This window comes from Actinomadura sp. NAK00032 (assembly GCF_013364275.1).
Taxonomy (GTDB): Bacteria; Actinomycetota; Actinomycetes; order Streptosporangiales; family Streptosporangiaceae; genus Spirillospora.
In genome coordinates, this window is the sequence record NZ_CP054932.1 from 3527570 (window position 1) to 3544791 (window position 17222).

At 73.6% G+C, this 17222-nt stretch carries 14 protein-coding genes and 1 pseudogene; 9 read left to right on the top strand and 6 right to left on the bottom strand.

What is annotated here, in order from left to right:
• The first annotated feature begins 109 nt into the window (after positions 1-109).
• From HUT06_RS16535 to soxR, 3 genes and pseudogenes are all read left to right on the top strand, one after another.
• Positions 110-1927: a phosphoenolpyruvate carboxykinase (GTP) gene (locus HUT06_RS16535; protein WP_176196556.1), complete on the top strand. Its 1818-nt coding sequence runs from the start codon at positions 110-112 to the stop codon at positions 1925-1927.
• A 128-nt stretch (positions 1928-2055) separates the two neighbouring features.
• Positions 2056-2631 (top strand): HdeD family acid-resistance protein, encoded by a 576-nt coding sequence (locus HUT06_RS16540; protein ID WP_176196557.1) that lies wholly within the window; start codon positions 2056-2058, stop codon positions 2629-2631.
• Positions 2632-2691: 60 nt separating this feature from the next.
• Positions 2692-3147, top strand: a pseudogene (gene soxR / locus HUT06_RS16545) (redox-sensitive transcriptional activator SoxR); the annotation flags it as partial.
• Between the two features lie 164 nt (positions 3148-3311).
• Here soxR and HUT06_RS16550 read toward each other — a convergent pair.
• Entirely contained in the window at positions 3312-5711 is a 2400-nt protein-coding gene (locus HUT06_RS16550; protein WP_254715216.1) for a glycosyl hydrolase family 65 protein, read from the bottom strand.
• Positions 5708-6481, bottom strand: a complete 774-nt coding sequence (locus HUT06_RS16555; RefSeq protein WP_254715217.1) for an HAD family phosphatase — start codon at positions 6479-6481, stop codon at positions 5708-5710. The genes HUT06_RS16550 and HUT06_RS16555 overlap by 4 nt, the downstream gene beginning before the upstream one ends.
• 142 nt (positions 6482-6623) lie before the next feature.
• Between HUT06_RS16555 and gndA the strand changes: the two genes are divergently transcribed.
• The 5 genes from gndA (at position 6624) to HUT06_RS16580 (ending at position 12796) form a co-directional block, all read left to right on the top strand.
• Positions 6624-8048, top strand: a complete 1425-nt coding sequence (gndA, locus tag HUT06_RS16560) for an NADP-dependent phosphogluconate dehydrogenase (RefSeq protein WP_176196559.1) — start codon at positions 6624-6626, stop codon at positions 8046-8048.
• A 58-nt stretch (positions 8049-8106) separates the two neighbouring features.
• Entirely contained in the window at positions 8107-8703 is a 597-nt protein-coding gene (locus HUT06_RS16565) for an HD domain-containing protein (RefSeq protein WP_176196560.1), read from the top strand.
• A gap of 53 nt (positions 8704-8756) precedes the next feature.
• The gene (locus HUT06_RS16570; protein ID WP_176196561.1) at positions 8757-11267 is read left to right on the top strand and encodes an RNA helicase; all 2511 of its coding nucleotides are present in this window, start codon (positions 8757-8759) and stop codon (positions 11265-11267) included.
• Positions 11268-11279: 12 nt separating this feature from the next.
• Entirely contained in the window at positions 11280-12134 is an 855-nt protein-coding gene (locus tag HUT06_RS16575; RefSeq protein WP_176196562.1) for a carbon-nitrogen hydrolase family protein, read from the top strand.
• Between the two features lie 113 nt (positions 12135-12247).
• Entirely contained in the window at positions 12248-12796 is a 549-nt protein-coding gene (locus tag HUT06_RS16580) for a hypothetical protein (protein ID WP_176196563.1), read from the top strand.
• Here the strand turns inward: HUT06_RS16580 and HUT06_RS16585 are convergent, their stop codons facing one another.
• Genes HUT06_RS16585 through HUT06_RS16600 form a run of 4 tightly spaced genes read right to left on the bottom strand, consistent with a single transcriptional unit; the run spans position 12797 to position 16089 of the window.
• Complete coding sequence (locus HUT06_RS16585; RefSeq protein ID WP_176196564.1) at positions 12797-13342, bottom strand: Clp protease N-terminal domain-containing protein; 546 nt, start codon at positions 13340-13342, stop codon at positions 12797-12799.
• Positions 13343-13345: 3 nt separating this feature from the next.
• Positions 13346-13633, bottom strand: a complete 288-nt coding sequence (locus tag HUT06_RS16590) for an RNA polymerase subunit sigma-70 (RefSeq protein ID WP_254715218.1) — start codon at positions 13631-13633, stop codon at positions 13346-13348.
• 60 nt (positions 13634-13693) lie between these two features.
• Positions 13694-14713 (bottom strand): hemolysin family protein, encoded by a 1020-nt coding sequence (locus tag HUT06_RS16595; protein WP_176196565.1) that lies wholly within the window; start codon positions 14711-14713, stop codon positions 13694-13696.
• On the bottom strand, positions 14710-16089 hold the full coding sequence (locus HUT06_RS16600) for a hemolysin family protein (protein ID WP_254715219.1): 1380 nt from the start codon (positions 16087-16089) through the stop codon (positions 14710-14712). Before HUT06_RS16600 ends, HUT06_RS16595 begins: the two co-directional genes overlap by 4 nt.
• 145 nt (positions 16090-16234) lie before the next feature.
• Between HUT06_RS16600 and HUT06_RS16605 the strand changes: the two genes are divergently transcribed.
• Positions 16235-17194: an MBL fold metallo-hydrolase gene (locus HUT06_RS16605; protein ID WP_176196566.1), complete on the top strand. Its 960-nt coding sequence runs from the start codon at positions 16235-16237 to the stop codon at positions 17192-17194.
• The last annotated feature ends 28 nt before the right edge of the window (positions 17195-17222 follow it).

Consider the following 17222-nt stretch of genomic DNA (forward strand, 5'->3'; position numbering starts at 1 on the left):
AGCGGGCATAGCCCCAGAAAAGCGGACGGGATTGGTCCAGACCAAATGGCAAAAACGTCGGGTCTTGTTCATCATGCAAAGATCCTGCGAACAGCTGAAGGAGTAGCCCGTGTCCATCCAGGTCCCCGGCCTCGACCAGGCCCCAACCGGCCACACCGAACTGATTGAGTGGGTGCGCGGGATCGCCGAGCTGACCAGGCCGGACCGCGTCGAGTGGTGCGACGGTTCGGACGAGGAGTGGGAGCGGCTCACCGGCCTCCTCGTCGACCAGGGCACGCTGACCCGCCTCGACCCGGCCAAACGGCCGAACAGCTTCCACGCCGCGTCCGACCCCACCGATGTCGCCCGCGTCGAGGACCGCACGTTCATCTGCTCCGAGAAGCAGGAGGACGCCGGTCCCACCAACAACTGGATCGCGCCCGCCGAGATGAAGGAGACCCTGAACGGGCTCTTCGAGGGCTGCATGAAGGGCCGCACCATGTACGTGGTGCCCTTCTGCATGGGCCCGCTCGGCGGCACCATCTCCCAGCTCGGCGTCGAGATCACCGACTCCGCCTACGTCGCCGTCTCGATGAAGGTCATGACGCGGATGGGCGCGGGCGCGCTGCGGCTCATCGAGGAGCGCGGCTCCTTCGTCAAGGCCGTCCACTCGGTCGGCGCGCCGCTGGAGCCCGGCCAGGCGGACGTCAAGTGGCCCTGCAGCTCCACCAAGTACATCACCCACTTCCCCGAGACCCGGGAGATCTGGTCGTACGGGTCCGGCTACGGCGGCAACGCCCTGCTGGGCAAGAAGTGCTACGCGCTGCGCATCGCCTCCACGATGGCCCGCGACGAGGGCTGGATGGCCGAGCACATGCTCGTCCTGAAGCTGACCCCGCCCGCCGGCGAGACCCGCTACGTCGCCGCCGCGTTCCCGTCGGCGTGCGGCAAGACCAACCTCGCCATGCTGGAGCCGACCATCCCGGGCTGGAAGGTCGAGACCATCGGCGACGACATCGCCTGGATGCGGTTCGGCGACGACGGCCGGCTCTACGCGATCAACCCGGAGGCCGGGTTCTTCGGCGTCGCGCCCGGCACCGGCGAGAGCACCAACGCCAACGCCGTGAAGACCCTGTGGGGCAACAGCATCTTCACCAACGTCGCGCTCACCGACGACGGCGACGTGTGGTGGGAGGGCCTCACCGACGAGCCGCCCGCGCACCTGACCGACTGGAAGGGCAACGACTGGACGCCGGAGTCCGAGACCCCGGCCGCCCACCCGAACGCCCGCTTCACCACCCCGGCCGGGCAGTGCCCGATCATCGCCGACGAGTGGGAGGACCCGAAGGGCGTCCCGATCTCGGCGATCCTGTTCGGCGGCCGCCGCGCCTCCGCCGTCCCGCTCGTCACCGAGTCCTTCGACTGGCAGCAGGGCGTGTTCCTCGGCGCCAACATCGCGTCCGAGAAGACCGCCGCCGCCGAGGGCGCCGTCGGCGAGTTGCGCCGCGACCCGTTCGCGATGCTGCCGTTCTGCGGCTACAACATGGGCGACTACTTCGGCCACTGGCTCGACATCGGCAAGGCCACCGACCCGGAGAAGCTGCCCCGCATCTACTACGTCAACTGGTTCCGCAAGAACGCCGACGGCAAGTTCATCTGGCCGGGCTTCGGCGAGAACAGCCGCGTGCTGAAGTGGATCGTCGAGCGGCTCAACGGCAAGGCCGACGCCGCCAAGTCCCCGATCGGCCACCTGCCGACCAGGGAGGCGCTCGACACCGACGGCCTCACCATCGGCGACGCCGACCTGGAGACGCTCCTGACGGTCGACACCGAGGTGTGGAAGCAGGAGGCCGCGCTCGTACCGGAGTTCTTCGAGAAGTTCGGCGACCACCTGCCGCAGCCGCTGTGGGACGAGTACAACGACCTGGTGCGCCGCCTGGAGCACTGACCCGCAGGACGCCGCACGCGTGACACCCGGGCCGGTCGCGGACTTTACGCAGTCCGCGACCGGCCTTGGCGCTGTTCGGACCGCGCACGGGCTAGCACTGGGAGAAGTTCCGACCCGGGAGGCCCCGCATGTTCGACCTCATGACGCGCCACTGGTGGGTGCTGGCGGTGCGCGGCGCGTTCGCGATCCTGTTCGGCATCGTCGCGCTGGCCTGGCCCGGCATCACCGTGTTCGCGCTGGTGCTGCTGTTCGGCGCGTACGCGCTGGCGGACGGCGTCGTCGCGGTGGCGCAGGCGTTCCGCGGCACCACCGGCGGCCCGCGCGGCCTGCTGGCGGTGTCCGGGGTCGCCGGGATCGTGCTCGGCATCGTGGCGCTGGTGTGGCCGGGCATCACCGCGTTCGTGCTGCTGATGCTGATCGCCGCGTGGGCGGTCGCGACCGGCCTGCTGGAGATCATCGTCGCGGTGGCGCTGCGCCGGGAACTGCGCGGCGAATGGGCGTACGTGCTGACCGGGGCGATCTCGCTGCTGTTCGGCATCCTGCTGTTCGCCTGGCCGGTCTCCGGGGCGATCGCCGTGGTCTGGCTGATCGGGCTCCTGGCGATCATGTCCGGCGCCGCCATGCTCGGCGCCGCGTTCCGGCTCCGGCGGCTCGGCCGGACCGCCGCGCGGACGGGCGGGGCGCGCGCGCCCCATCCGCGCTGACCGCGCGCCGGCCGCCGCGCCGCCGGCCGGGAACCTGAACCTCGGTTGAGGTCGCATAGGATGCGGGCCATGACGCGGCTGGAGCACCGAGTGCACGAACTGACCGTCGGGCAGCTCGCCGAGCGGAGCGGCGTGGCAGTCTCGGCGCTGCACTTCTACGAGTCCAAGGGCCTGATCAGCAGCCGCCGGACGGCCGGCAACCAGCGCCGGTTCAGCCGCGACGCCCTCCGCCGGGTCTCGTTCATCAAGGTGTCGCAGCGCGTCGGGATCCCGCTCGGCGACATCCGCGACGCGCTCGCCACCCTCCCCGAGGAGCGCACCCCGACCGTCGCCGACTGGGCGCGGCTCTCCGAGCGGTGGCGCGGCGAGCTCGACACCCGCATCCGCCAGCTCGAACGGCTCCGCGACGACCTCACCGACTGCATCGGCTGCGGCTGCCTGTCGCTGAAGAAGTGCGCCCTCGCCAACCCCTACGACCGGCTCGGCGACGAGGGCCCGGGGCCGCGCCGGCTGCTCGCCGGGCAGGCGGCCCCCGCCCCCGACGCCCCCGCCCCCGACACGCCTTCGGACGCCCCCGCCGCGCCCTCGGACGCGGCGGAGTGCGCGCCGGACGGGCCGCCCCCGGAGTGCGCGGCGCCCTGCGTCCCCGAGAGCGTCCCGGGGAGCGGCCCGGCCGCCGGCTAGCGGCGGCGCTGCGCGCGGACGTGCGGGTCGAAGCGGCGCGGCGCCGGCTCGCGGCCGGCCGGCTGGGTCGGCGCCGGGCGCGCCGCGACCGGCTCGATCGGCAGCTCCACCGCCTCGTCGCCCAGCGTGAACCGCTCGCCGTGGTGCCACAGCGGCAGGCCCGGGCCGTCCAGCAGCTCGTAGCGGGCCTCCTCCGCGGTCACCCCGACCTTGACCAGGTTGCCGCGGTAGCGCATCCGGAACGTCAGCCGGCTGATCCCGCCCGGCAGCCGCGGCGCGAACTTCAGCTCGCCCTTGCCGGCCCGCATCCCGCCGAACCCGGCGACGAGCCCGCTCCACGCCCCCGCCATCGACGCGATGTGCAGCCCGTCGCGGGTGTTGCGGTTCAGGTCGTGCAGGTCCATCAGGGCGGTCTCGCCGAGGTAGTCGTGCGCCAGCTCCAGCTGCCCGACCTCGGCCGCGACGACCGCCTGCGTCTGCGCCGACAGCGAGGAGTCGCGGACGGTCAGCCCCTCGTAGTAGGCGAAGTCGCGCTCCTTCTGCTCGGCGGTGAACGCCTCGCCGCACAGGTGCAGGGCGAGCACGAGGTCGGCCTGCTTGACGACCTGCTTGCGGTACAGGTCGAAGTACGGGTAGTTCAGCAGCAGCGGGTAGTGGTCGGGCTTGGTGGACGCGAAGTCCCACCGGGCGTGGTTGGTGAAGCTCTCGCTCTGCGGGTGGACGCCGAGCCGGTCGTCGTAGGGGATCAGCATGGCCGCCGCCGCGTCCCGCCACGACGCGGCCTCCTCGGCGTTCACGCCGAGCCGGTCGGCCACGTCCGGATGGCGCATCGCCATCTCGGCGGCCTCCTGGAGGTTCCGGCGCGCCATCAGGTTGGTGTAGACGTTGTTGTCGACGACCGCGCTGTACTCGTCCGGGCCGGTGACGCCGTCGATGCGGAACACGCCGCCGACGTCGTGGTGGCCGAGGCTGCGCCACAGCCGCGCCGTCTGCACCAGGATGTCGAGGCCGACCTCCCGCTCGAACTGCTCGTCGCGCGTCGCGTCCACGTACCGGACGATGGCGTCGGAGATATCGGCGTTGATATGGAACGCCGCCGTCCCCGCGGGCCAGTAGCCCGAGCACTCCTGGCCGCGGATCGTCCGCCACGGGAACGTCGCGCCGTGCAGGCCGAGCTGCCGGGCGCGCTCGCAGGCCAGCGGCAGCGTCATGTGCCGCCAGGCGAGCGCGTCCGCCGCCGCGCCGGCGGACGTGTAGGTCAGCACGGGCAGCACGAACGTCTCGGTGTCCCAGAACGCGTGGCCGTCGTAGCCGGGGCCCGTCAGCCCCTTGGCCGGGATCATGCGGCGCTCCGCGCGCGCGCCCGCCTGGAGGATGTGGAACAGCCCGAACCGGACCGCCTGCTGGATCTCCGCGTCGCCCTCGACCTCGACGTCCGCGCCCTCCCAGAACTCGTCGAGGTAGGCGCGCTGCTCGGCGAGCAGGCCCTCCCAGCCGGTCTGCCGCGCGCCCGCCAGCGCCCCGACCACCTGGTCGTGCAGCGCGGGCCGGGACCGGCGGCTCGACCAGCCGTAGGCGATGTACTTGACGATGCGCAGCTTCTGGCCCGGCTCCAGCCGGGTCGCGACCGTCAGCCGGCCCACGTCGGGCGCGCTCTCGGTCTCCACCCGCATCGACTCCGGGCCCTCGATGTCGTGCGACATGCCGGCGCCCATCCGCAGCCCGCTGCGCCGCGTCCGGTGCAGCAGCAGCACCTTCGTGCCGTTGGCGAAGTGCTCCTCGCTGACGAGGGGGCTGTCCAGGATCGCCGAGGAGCGCGGGTCCTTGCCGCCGCCGGGCAGCGCCTCGTTGGCCACCAGCTCCGACTGGGCGACCACCCGGACCGAGCCGTCCACCGGCTCGACCTCGTAGCAGATCGCCGCGATCGCCCGCTGCGTCAGCGACACCAGCCGCACCGAGGTGACCCTGATCGTCTTGTCGGCGGGGGACGTCCACTCCACCTGCCGGGTCAGCGTGCCCTCGCGCATGTCCAGCACCCGCTCGTGGTGGTGGACGCGGCCGTAGCGGACGTCGAGCGGCTCGTCGTCCACCAGCAGCCGGATCACCTTGCCGTTGGTGACGTTGATGACCGTCTGCCCCGACTCCGGATACCCGTAGGCGGTCTCGGCGTGCGGCAGCGGGCGCTGCTCGTAGAACGAGTTCAGGTACGTGCCCGGCAGCCCGTGCGGCTCGCCCTCGTCGAGGTTGGCGCGCATGCCGAGATGGCCGTTGGACAGCGCGAACACCGACTCGCCCTGGGCGAGCCGGTCCAGCCGGAGCTCCGGTTCGCGCACGCACCACGGCTCCACCATGAACACCGGCCGGTCGGCGGCGCTCTGCCCCTTCAGCTCCGTCACTCGCCCTCCAGCAGCTCGGAGAGGTCGTCGACCACCACGTCGGCGCCGTGCTCGGCCAGCGCCTTCCCGTGCGCGTCGCCCACCCGGTTGACTCCCACGACGTAGGCGAACCCGCCGGCCCGGCCCGCCTGGACGCCCGCGAGCGCGTCCTCGAACACCACCGCCCGGTCCGCCGCGACGCCCAGCTCCCGCGCGCCCTCCAGGAACATGTCCGGGGCCGGCTTGCCGGGCAGGTGCCGCTCGGCGGCGACGACGCCGTCCACCCGCGCGTCGAACAGGCCGGCGATGCCGACCGTCGCCAGCACCTGGACGGTGTTGGCGCTCGACGACACCACCGCCGTCCTCAGCCCGGCCGCGCGCGCCGCGCGGACGTAGTCGATCGACCCGTCGAACGTCTCGACGCCCTTCTCCTCGATGAGCTTCAGCACCAGCGCGTTCTTGCGGTTGCCGAGGCCGCGGACCGTCTCCTTCTCCGGCGGGTCGCCGGGATCGCCCTCCGGGAGGGTGATGCCCCGCGACTCCAGGAACGAACGCGTCCCGTCCTCGCGCTTCTTGCCGTCGACGTAGCGGCCGTAGTCGTGCACGGGGTCGAACTCGGTGAACGGCTCGCCCGTCCGTTCGGAACGTTCCCGCAAGTACCCGTCGAACATCTCCTTCCACGCCGCCGCGTGGACGGACGCCGTCCGGGTCAGCACCCCGTCGAGATCGAAGAGACACGCCGTCGCCTCGTCCGGCAGTCCCAGCATCCGCACCCCCTGGAATGTCACCATCGAAGTGAAGGTTGACGATGATCAGTACCGCGCGACCCGTTCCCGCGCCGAGCCCGGGCACACCGGCCCGGCACTCGAACAGAGGGATCATGCCCCGCGTACAACCCCTTGGTCAGGGTCGCACACGAGGAGGAGTGAGCCAATGCAGAAGGCGCGAATCGGGGTCACCGGCCTGGCGGTGATGGGCCGGAACCTGGCCCGCAACCTCGCCCGGCACGGGCACGCCGTCGCCGTCCACAACCGCACGCCGAGCCGGACGAAGGCGCTCGTCGAGGAGTTCGGCGACGAGGGGGTGTTCCTGCCGGCCGACACGCCGGAGCGGTTCGTCGCGTCGCTGGAGCGGCCCCGGCGGCTGGTGATCATGGTGAAGGCGGGCGCCCCGACCGACGCGGTCATCGACGAGTTCGCGCCGCTGCTGGAGCCCGGCGACATGATCGTGGACGGCGGCAACGCCAACTTCCTCGACACGCGCCGCCGCGAGGCCGCCCTCCGCGAGCGCGGCCTGCACTTCGTCGGCACCGGGATCTCCGGCGGCGAGGAGGGCGCGCTGCACGGCCCGAGCATCATGCCGGGCGGCTCCGCCGAGTCCTACGCCGCCCTCGGCCCCCTGCTGGAGGACATCTCCGCCAAGGTGGACGGCACGCCCTGCTGCACCCACGTCGGCCCCGACGGCGCCGGGCACTTCGTGAAGATGGTGCACAACGGCATCGAGTACGCCGACATGCAGCTGATCGCCGAGTCCTACGACCTGCTCCGGCACGCCGCCGGGCTCGCGCCCGCCGAGATCGCCGAGGTCTTCCGCACCTGGAACGCCGGCCGCCTCGACTCCTACCTCATCGAGATCACCGCCGAGGTCCTCGCGCACACCGACGCGGCCACCGGCCGCCCGTTCGTCGACGTCGTGCTGGACCAGGCCGAGCAGAAGGGCACCGGCCGCTGGACGGTCCAGACGGCGCTCGACCTCGGCGTCCCGGTCGGCGGCATCGCCGAGGCCGTGTTCGCCCGCTCCGTCTCCGGCCACGCCGCGCTGCGCGAGGCCGCCCAGGGCCTGCCGGGCCCGTCCCGGACCGCCGCCGCGGGCGCCGGCTTCGCCGACGCCGTCGAGAAGGCGCTCTACGCGTCCAAGATCGTCGCGTACGCGCAGGGCTTCCACGAGATCCAGGCGGGCAGCGCCGAGTACGGCTGGGACATCGACCTCGGCGCGATGGCCACCATCTGGCGCGGCGGCTGCATCATCCGGGCCGAGTTCCTGGACCGCATCCGCGCCGCCTACGAGGCCGACCCGCACACGCCGACGCTGCTCACCGACGACCACTTCGCCGCGGCCGTCGGCGACGCGCAGGACGCCTGGCGCGACGTCGTCGCCACCGCCGCCCGCCTCGGCGTCCCCGCGCCCGGCTTCTCCACCGCGCTGGCCTACTACGACTCGCTGCGCGCCGACCGCCTGCCGGCCGCGCTCACCCAGGGCCAGCGCGACTTCTTCGGCGCCCACACCTACCGCCGCGTCGACCGCGACGGCTCCTTCCACACCCTCTGGGGCGGCGACCGCACCGAGACCCCCGCCTGACCGCCACCAGCCGGCTCGCGCGCCCGGCCCGGCGCGCGAGCCGCCCTAGGCTTGCGGGATGCGGGTACCGAGCGACGCGGAGATCCGGGCGCTGCACGAGCGGCACGCGCCGGGGCGGGAGGCGTTCGAGCTCGTCTGGACGCACTGCGCGATCGTGTGCGAGATCGCCGAGCGGATCATGGCGGGCGGCCGGTTCGGCGTCGACGCGGACCTGGTGCGCGCCGGGTGCCTGCTGCACGACATCGGGGTGTACCGGCTCTACGACGCCGCAGGGGGGATCGACGTCAAGGGGTACGTCCGGCACGGGGTGCTCGGGCACGAGCTGCTGCGCGACGAGGGCCACCCCGAGGCGATCCGCCGGTTCTGCTCCCGCCACACCGGCATGGGGCTGACCCGCGACGACATCCGGCGGCAGGGGCTCCCGCTGCCCGCGGGCGACTACGTCGCCGAGACCGGCGAGGAGCGGCTGGTGATGTACGCCGACAAGTTCCACAGCAAGACCAATCCGCCGGTCTTCGTGTCGGCCGGCACCTACGCCGTCCATGTGCGGCGGTTCGGCGCGGGCAAGGCGGAGGCCTTCCAGGAGATGCGCGCGCTGTACAGCGAACCCGATCTCAAGCCCCTCGCGGCCGCGTACGGCCACGCGCTGGTGTGAGCGCGGGGCGCCCACCGGCACGGGCAGTGGGTGATCGGGGGCAGGATGGAGGGGTGAGCCTTATCGATGAGCTTCCCTCCGGAAACGAGACCGACGCCGATTCGCTGTTCGAGGCCTTCGAGCGGTGGGTGTCGGGGCGCGGGATCACCTTGTATCCGGCGCAGGAGGAGGCGCTCATCGAGGTGGTGTCCGGCGCGAACGTGATCCTGTCGACCCCGACCGGGTCGGGCAAGAGCCTGGTCGCGGCGGGGGCGCTGTTCGCGGCGCTCGGCAAGGAGCAGGTCGGGTTCTACACCGCGCCGATCAAGGCGCTGGTCTCGGAGAAGTTCTTCGACCTGTGCGAGATGTTCGGCCGCGAGAACGTCGGGATGATGACCGGCGACGCCAGCGTCAACGCGGACGCGCCGATCGTGTGCTGCACGGCGGAGGTGCTGGCCAACATCGCGCTGCGGGACGGCGCCGACGCCGACATCGGCGTGGTGGTGATGGACGAGTTCCACTTCTACGCCGAGCCCGAGCGGGGCTGGGCGTGGCAGATCCCGCTGCTGGAGCTGCCGCAGGCGCAGTTCCTGCTGATGTCGGCGACGCTCGGCGACGTCGCGTTCTTCCAGAAGGACCTCACCCGGCGGACGGGCCGGCCGACGGCGCTGGTGACCTCGGCGGAGCGGCCCGTCCCGCTGATCTACGACTACCGGGTGACGCCGCTGCACGAGACGATCGAGGAGCTGCTGGCCGAGCAGAAGGCGCCGATCTACCTGGTGCACTTCACGCAGGCGGCGGCGATCGAGCGGGCGCAGGCGCTGATGAGCATCAACGTGTCCACCAAGGCCGAGAAGGCGCGCATCGCCGAGCTGATCGGCAACTTCCGGTTCACCACCAAGTTCGGGCGGAACCTGTCGCGGTTCGTCCGGCACGGGATCGGGGTGCACCACGCCGGGATGCTGCCGAAGTACCGCCGGCTGGTGGAGCGGCTCGCGCAGGCCGGGCTGCTGAAGGTCATCTGCGGCACCGACACCCTCGGCGTCGGGGTGAACGTCCCGATCCGGACCGTGGTGTTCACCGCGCTGAGCAAGTACGACGGGCACCGGGTGCGGCGGCTGCGGGCGCGGGAGTTCCACCAGATCGCCGGGCGGGCGGGCCGCGCCGGGTTCGACACGGTCGGGTTCGTCGTCGCGCAGGCGCCCGAGCACGTCGTCGAGAACGAGAAGGCCCTCGCCAAGGCGGGCGACGACCCGAAGAAGCGGCGCAAGGTGCAGCGCAAGAAGCCGCCCGAGGGGTTCGTCGGCTGGGACGAGGACGTCTTCGCCAAGCTGCAGGAGGCCGAGCCGGAGATGCTCCGGTCCCGGTTCCAGGTCAGCCACGCGATGCTGCTGTCGGTGATCGCGCGGCCGGGCAACGCGTTCCAGGCGATGAAGCGGCTGCTGACCGACAACCACGAGGAGCCGGCGGCGCGCCGCCGGCACATCTCGCGGGCCATCGCGATCTACCGGTCGCTGCTGGCGGGCGGGGTCGTGGAGGTGCTGCCCGAGCCCGACGAGCTCGGCCGGTACGCGCGCGTCACCGTGGACCTCCAGGAGGACTTCGCGCTCAACCAGGCGCTGTCGACGTTCGCGCTGGCCGCGTTCGAGGTGCTCGACCCGGCGTCGCCGTCCTACGCCCTGGACGTCCTGTCGGTGATCGAGGCGACGCTGGACGACCCCCGGCAGATCCTCGCGGCGCAGGTCAACAAGGCGCGGGGCGAGGCCGTCCAGGAGATGAAGGCCGAGGGCATCGAGTACGAGGAGCGGATGGAGCTGCTCCAGGACGTCGACCACCCGAAGCCGCTGGAGGACGAGCTCGACGCCGCCTACGAGATCTACCGGGCCGGGCACCCGTGGGTCGGCGACCATCCGCTGCGCCCGAAGTCGGTCGTCCGCGACATGTACGAGCGCGCGATGACGTTCACCGAGTACATCGGGTTCTACGAGCTGGCGCGGGCCGAGGGCCTGGTGCTGCGGTACCTGTCGGGGGCGTACAAGGCGCTGCAGCAGACCGTCCCGGAGTCGATCAAGAGCGATGACCTGATCGACCTGATCGAGTGGCTCGGCGAGCTGGTCCGGCAGGTCGACTCCAGCCTGCTGGACGAGTGGGAGCAGCTCGCGAACCCCGCCGACGAGGGCGACCTGGAGCAGCCGATCGAGGAGCGCGTCACGAAGGTGACCGCGAACGCGCGGGCGTTCCGGGTGCTGGTGCGCAACGCGCTGTTCCGGCGGGTGGAGCTGGCGGCGCTGGAGCGCTACGGCGAGCTCGGCGACCTCGACCCCGACTTCGGCGCGGCCGCGTGGGCCGAGGCCATGGACGGCTACTTCGCCGAGCACGACGAGCTGCTCACCGGCGCCGACGCGCGCGGGCCGAAGCTGCTGCGGATCGAGGAGGTGCCGGAGGACGCGCTGTGGCGGGTCCGGCAGGTGTTCGACGACCCGGAGGGGCATCACGACTGGGGCGTCAGCGCCGAGGTCGACCTCGCGGGCTCCGACCAGGAGGGCGAGGCCGTGATCCGGGTGACCGGCGTCGACCGGATGTAGGGGAGGCAGCGGATGGTGCGGGTGGCGGTGGCGCAGTTCGCGCCCGGCGTCAACAAGGACGAGAACCTCGCGGCGATCGGCGGGCTCGCCGCCGAGGCCGCCGGGCACGGCGCGAAGGTCGTGGTGTTCCCCGAGTTCGCCATGTTCACGGCGCCGAAACTGGACGACCGGTTCGTCGACTCGGCCGAGCCCCTCGACGGCCCGTTCGTCGCCGGGCTCGGTGAGCTGGCCCGGCGGCACGGCGTCCACCTGGTCGCGGGCGTCAACGAGCGGCTGGACGCCCCGGACCGTCCTCCAGCCCCCGCCCACCGCCGTTCAGCGGACGAGCTCCGCTCGGCGTCACGCATCTCCAACACGCTCGTGGCCATCGGCCCCGGCGGGGGAATCGTGGCCGAGTACCGCAAGCTGCACCTGTACGACGCGTTCGGGTACCAGGAGTCGGCGCTGGTCCGGCCGGGCGACATCGGCGAGCCGGAGACCTTCACCGTGGACGGCGTCACGTTCGGCATGCAGACCTGCTACGACGTCCGGTTCCCGGAGGTGACGCGGCGGATCGTGGACGCGGGCGCCGACGTCCTGGCGCTGCCGGCCGACTGGGTGCCGGGGCCGCTGAAGGAGGACCACTGGCGGACGCTGGTCCGGGCCCGCGCGATCGAGAACACCGTCTACGTCGCCGCCGCCGGCCAGTGCGCCCCGACGGGCGCCGGCAACAGCATGATCGTCGACCCGATGGGCGTGGTCGCGGCCGGGCTGGGGGAGGACCCGGGCACCGTGTCCGGCGAGGTCTCGGCGGAGCGGATCGCCGCCGTCCGGGCCAAGAACCCGGCTCTCGCCCTGCGCCGCTTCACCGTCGTCCAGACCGGCTAGCCCCGCCCTTTCTTCACCGGACGACCATGTGCGGGGCTGGAGTGTGTATCAAGCCGGCAACGGTCGGGGCGATTCTCCGTGTCCGGACGACCGCCCAGCGTGACCATCGTTGGGTGCGCCTCTCCTCCAGCCTCCCGCCCGCCGGGTTCACCCGGGGCGAGCCGAGCCCGCCCGTGCGGCGCCGGATGCTCCGGACGCCGTGGCTGCCCGTCGCCGTCGCCGCGCTCGCCCTCGGGGCGGGCTTCTTCGCGGTCGGCTCGGGGGCGGGGCCGGCGTCGCCGGCCCGCACGGTCGTGCCGGACGCCGCCACCCGGCCGCCGTCCACGCGCCCGCCGTCCACGCGCCCGGCCGTGGTGCTCCCGCCGGTGCCGGAGCCCAGCCCGCCGAGCAAGGCGGCCACCGCGCGGGAGCGCGGGAAGCGGGCTCCGGGCCGGGCCGTCCCGAAGCGGCCGCGCCCCCGCTCGGCCGTCCCGCGCCCCGCGCCCCGCAAGGCGCGCCCCCACCCGCCCGCGCGGCACCCGAAGCACAAGGCGCGCAAGCCGCGGACCGCGCGCCCGGCCACGCCGTCCTGGGTCACCTCCGAGTGCCGCCGGCGGTTTCCCGGCGACCCGCGCCGCAGGGCCGCCTGCGTCGCCGCCCTCTCCGGCCCGTTCGGGCGCTGATCAGGCGGCCCGGGCGGTGAGCGCCCGCTCGACGCCGGCGCGCAGCTCGCCGACGTCCACGCCCGCCTCGCCGACCAGCCGCGCGGCCGTGAACTCCTTGTCGTGCAGCACGCCGAGCAGGATGTGCCCGCTCCCGATGCGCCGCTGCTTGAGCCGGATCGCGTGCCGCAGGCTCAGCTCCAGCGACTTCTTGGCCCGCGGGGTGAACCTGAGGTGCCCCTTGTCACCGCGCCGGCCCTCGGCGGGCGAGTCCAGCGCGCCCTCGCCGAAGCTCGCCTCCGTCGCCGCGCGGACGGCGTCCAGGTCGATGCCGATGCTCTTCAGCGCGTCGGCGTCCAGCGGTGTGCGGCCCATCCCGGCGAGGCGGGCGCGCAGGCTCTCGGCCGTGAGCCCGTGCCCGGCCAGCAGCGACGCCATGGCGTCGCCGCCGTCGGCGATCGCCAGCAGCAGGTGCTCGGTGCCGATGAAGGGCGCGCCGAGGGCCCGTGCCTGCACCTGGGCGCCCGTGACCGCCGCCCGCGCGCCGTCGGTGAAACGCTCGAACATCCCTCACTGCTCCTTCTGTGTCGTGTCGAGGGGCGACGACCCCCCGCGGCCCCCGCCCGGCTTCGCCGGGAAGGGAAGGCGGCGGCCGCCGCCGTGCTTCTTGTGGACGGCCTGCCGGCTCACGCCGAGGCAGACCGCGATGTCCTGCCAGGACCAGCCCTGGTCGCGGGCGCTGGCGACCTGCAGCGCCTCCAGCCGCTCGGCCAGCTCGCGCAGCGCCCGCACGGCCCGCAGCCCCACCGCCGGGTCCCGGCTGCTCGCCTCCTGGGCGAGTGTCACTCCATCGCTCATGGCGTCAATCTAGGTTGACATCGGGGTGCATGTCAACCGATGTTGACGCGCTTGGGGGGTTCAGCGGACGGTCAGCAGCGTGGTCAGCAGGTCGTCCAGGCTGACCAGGCCCGCGATGCCGCCGTCCGGGTCGACGGCCAGGCCGAGGTGGCTGTGGTGGGACTTCAGGATCGCCACGGCCTCGCCGACCGGCGTCCCGACCGGCATCGCCGGGACCGGGTGCGCCAGCCGCCCGGCCGGCGTCGCGGCGCCCCGCGCACGGGCCAGGTAGGCGTCGCGGACGTGCACCATGCGGGCGGCGCCCGGCCGGCCGGTGCCGCGCAGCATGAGGCGCGTGTGGCCGCTGCGGGCGGCGGCGTCCACGACCTCCTGCGGGGACGCGGCCGCCGGCACCGACACGATCTCCGACACCGGCACGACGAGCCCGGCCAGCGGGGCGCGCGGCGCGTCCAGCGCGGTCGTGAGCAGGGTCAGCTCGCCCTCCTCGATCAGCCCGAGCCGCCGCGACTCCTCGGCGATGCTGCGCAGCTGCTCCGGCGTGCGCGACACCTCCCGCGAGTCGGCGGGCCGGACGCCCACCGCGCGCAGCAGCAGGTTCGTCGCGCCGTTCAGCGCCGCCAGCAGCGGCCGCGCGACGGTCGCGAACGCGCGGAACGGCAGGGCCAGCACGGTCGCGGAGCGCTCCGGGTCGGCGATCGCCCACGACTTCGGCGCCATCTCGCCGACGACCATGTGCAGGAACGTCACCAGCGCCAGGGCCAGCACGAACGCGACCGCGTGCGCGGCGCCCTCCGGCAGCCCGGCGGAGTGGAACAGCGGGGTGAGCGCCCCCGCGAACACCGGCTCGGACACCAGGCCGAGGCCGAGCGAGCACATCGTGATGCCGAGCTGCGCGCCGGCGAGCGTCAGCGACAGCTCGTCGATCCCGGCGACCGCCGCGCCCGCCGCCCGCCCGCCGCGCGCGGCGGCCCGCTCCAGCCGCGGCCGCCGCGCCGCCACCAGCGCGAACTCGGTGGCGACGAAGAAGCCGTTGGCGGCCAGCAGCGCCAGCGTGACCGGCGCGCCCAGGGCGAGGTTCACCGGTCCTCCACGGCGGTCTCGACGGTGCGGACGCGGATCAGCTCGGGCACGTGCCGGTGGACCGTCAGCACCTCGACGACCGCGGTGCGGGGCGGCTCGTCCAGCCGGGTCGGCGGGAGGTCCACCCGCACCACGTCGCCGGGCCGCGCGACCCGGCCGAGCCGCTTCAGCAGCAGCCCCGCCACGGTCTCGTAGTCGCCCTCCGGCAGCGCGATGCCGGTCTCGTGGGCGACCTCGTCCATCCGCAGCCCGGCGTCGGTCGTCCACCACTCGCCGGTCCGGATCGCGAGCTCCTCGCCCGGCTCGTTCTCGTCGGCGATCTCCCCGACCAGCTCCTCGGCGACGTCCTCCCAGGTGACGATGCCGGCGAAGCCGCCGTACTCGTCCATCACGCAGGCCATCGGCTCGGCCGCGCCCTGCAGCCGCAGCACCACCTCCGGCAGCGGCAGCGACGACGGCAGCAGCACCGGCGGCCGCGCGATCTCCGCGACCCGGACGCGCGCGGCCTCCTGCGGGTCGAGCGTGATCAGCTCCGCCAGCCCGACCACGCCGACGACGTCGTCCACGCCCTCGCCGAGGACGGGGTACCGGGTGTGCCCGCTCGCCGAGACGACGTCGCTCAGCTCGGCGGCGCGCGCGGACGCCGGCACGGTCACCACGTCCACCCGCGGCACCATGACCTCCTCGGCGTCGCGCTCGGAGAAGACCAGCGCCCGCTCCAGCAGATCGACCTGCCCCGCCGGCAGCTGCTCCCCGGACTCGCCGATGATGTGGCCGAGCTCCTCCAGCGTCGCGCCGTGGTGCAGTTCCTCCACCGGCTCGATGCCGACCGCGCGCACGAGCCGGTTCGCCGACGCGTCGAACAGCCTGATCAGCGGGCCCGCCGCCGCCAGGTAGACGAGGGTGGACGCGGCGAGCGCGCGGGCCAGCGGCTCCGCCCGCGCCAGCGCCAGGTTCTTGGGGAACAGCTCGCCCAGCACCATCTGGATCACGGTGGCGACGGCGAAGCCGACCGCCACCGCGACGCCGCCGACGGCCGCGTCCGGCACCGCGGCCGCGCGCAGCGCCGGGGCGAGCAGGTCGGCCAGCGCGGGCTTGGCGATGAATCCGACGACCAGCGCGGTCACCGTGATGCCGAGCTGCGCCCCGGACAGCATGAACGACAGCCGGCCCATCACCCGCAGGGCCCGCGCCGACGCCCGGTCGCCCTCGGCCGCCCGCTGGGCGAGCACGGGCCGGTCGGCGGTGACGAACGCGAACTCCTGCGCGACGAAGTAGCCGGTCGCGGCCGTCAGCAGCAGCACCGCCAGCAGCCCGAGCGCGCCGTTCACCCGGCCCTCCCTCCGCCGCGCCGCCGTCCGGCGCCCGTCGTCCACGATCTTCCTTACCCCGGCGGGACGCCGTCTCTCCCCATTCCCGGACGGTTATCGACCGCTCTGCGTGGAATGAACCCATGCACGGGCGAAGCCGGCCCGGGGCCCGCAGGGGCGCGAGCCGCGGCCACGAGTGCGAGGGGGGCCGATGCCCAGACCGTTCGCGTCGTCCGCAGACCTGGGCGACAAGACCCCGACGCTGGAGGTCCTGGCCGACGGCGTGTACGCGCTGACCGCCGAGGGGGACCCGAACGTCGGCGCCGTCGAGGGCGAGGACTTCCTGGTCTGCTTCGAGGCGCTCGCCACGCCGGCCGCCGCCCGCGACTGGCTCGCGGTGTTACGCGAGCACACCGACAAGCCCGTCCGCTACCTGGTGCTCTCGCACTACCACGCCGTCCGGACGCTCGGCGCGAGCGCCTTCGGCGCCCAGGTGGTGATCGCGCACGACCTGACCCGCGCGCTGATCGCCGAGCGCGGCGAGCAGGACTGGGCCTCCGAGCTCGGCCGGATGCCCCGGCTGTTCAAGGACCCGGACGGCATCCCCGGCCTCACCTGGCCGTCGGTGACGTTCACCGGCACCCTGACCATCGACCTCGGCGGCGGCCGCGGCGACCTCGACCTCGCCTACTGCGGGCGCGGGCACACCGAGGGCGACATCGTCGCGTGGCTGCCCCGGCACCGGATCCTGTTCGCCGGCGACCTCGTCGAGACGCAGGCGGCGCTCTACACCGGCGACGCCTTCCACCGCGCGTGGGCCGCCGGCACCCTCGACCACGTCGACTCCTTCGGCGCCGAGACCCTCGTCGGCGGGCGCGGCGCCGTCGCGCACGGCCGGGACGCCGCCCGCGCCGCGGTCGCGCAGACCCGCGACTTCCTCGCCGTGATGCTGGCGGAGGTCGGCCGGGTCCGGCGGGACGGCGGCACCCGCAAGGACGCGTTCACCGCGGTCCGCGCCGCCCTCGGGCCCGCCTACGGCCACTGGCCGATCTTCGAGCACTGCCTGCCCTTCGACGTCGCCCGGCTCTGGGACGAGCTGGACGGCGTCGAGCGCCCCCGCGTCTGGACGGCGGAGCGCGACCGGGAGGTCTGGGCGGAGCTGCAGGACTAGCCGGGGCCGTCCGGATCCCGGGACAGCA

What these genes read in the sequence shown, in the direction of transcription:
- HUT06_RS16585 (WP_176196564.1), bottom strand. Translation starts at nt 13,342, where the DNA reads ATGTTCGAGCGTTTCACCGACGGCGCGCGGGCGGCGGTCACGGGCGCC.
- HUT06_RS16575 (WP_176196562.1), top strand. Translation starts at nt 11,280, where the DNA reads ATGGTGCGGGTGGCGGTGGCGCAGTTCGCGCCCGGCGTCAACAAGGAC.
- HUT06_RS16590 (WP_254715218.1), bottom strand. Translation starts at nt 13,633, where the DNA reads ATGAGCGATGGAGTGACACTCGCCCAGGAGGCGAGCAGCCGGGACCCG.
- HUT06_RS16605 (WP_176196566.1), top strand. Translation starts at nt 16,235, where the DNA reads ATGCCCAGACCGTTCGCGTCGTCCGCAGACCTGGGCGACAAGACCCCG.
- HUT06_RS16540 (WP_176196557.1), top strand. Translation starts at nt 2,056, where the DNA reads ATGTTCGACCTCATGACGCGCCACTGGTGGGTGCTGGCGGTGCGCGGC.
- HUT06_RS16555 (WP_254715217.1), bottom strand. Translation starts at nt 6,481, where the DNA reads ATGGTGACATTCCAGGGGGTGCGGATGCTGGGACTGCCGGACGAGGCG.
- gndA (WP_176196559.1), top strand. Translation starts at nt 6,624, where the DNA reads ATGCAGAAGGCGCGAATCGGGGTCACCGGCCTGGCGGTGATGGGCCGG.
- HUT06_RS16565 (WP_176196560.1), top strand. Translation starts at nt 8,107, where the DNA reads ATGCGGGTACCGAGCGACGCGGAGATCCGGGCGCTGCACGAGCGGCAC.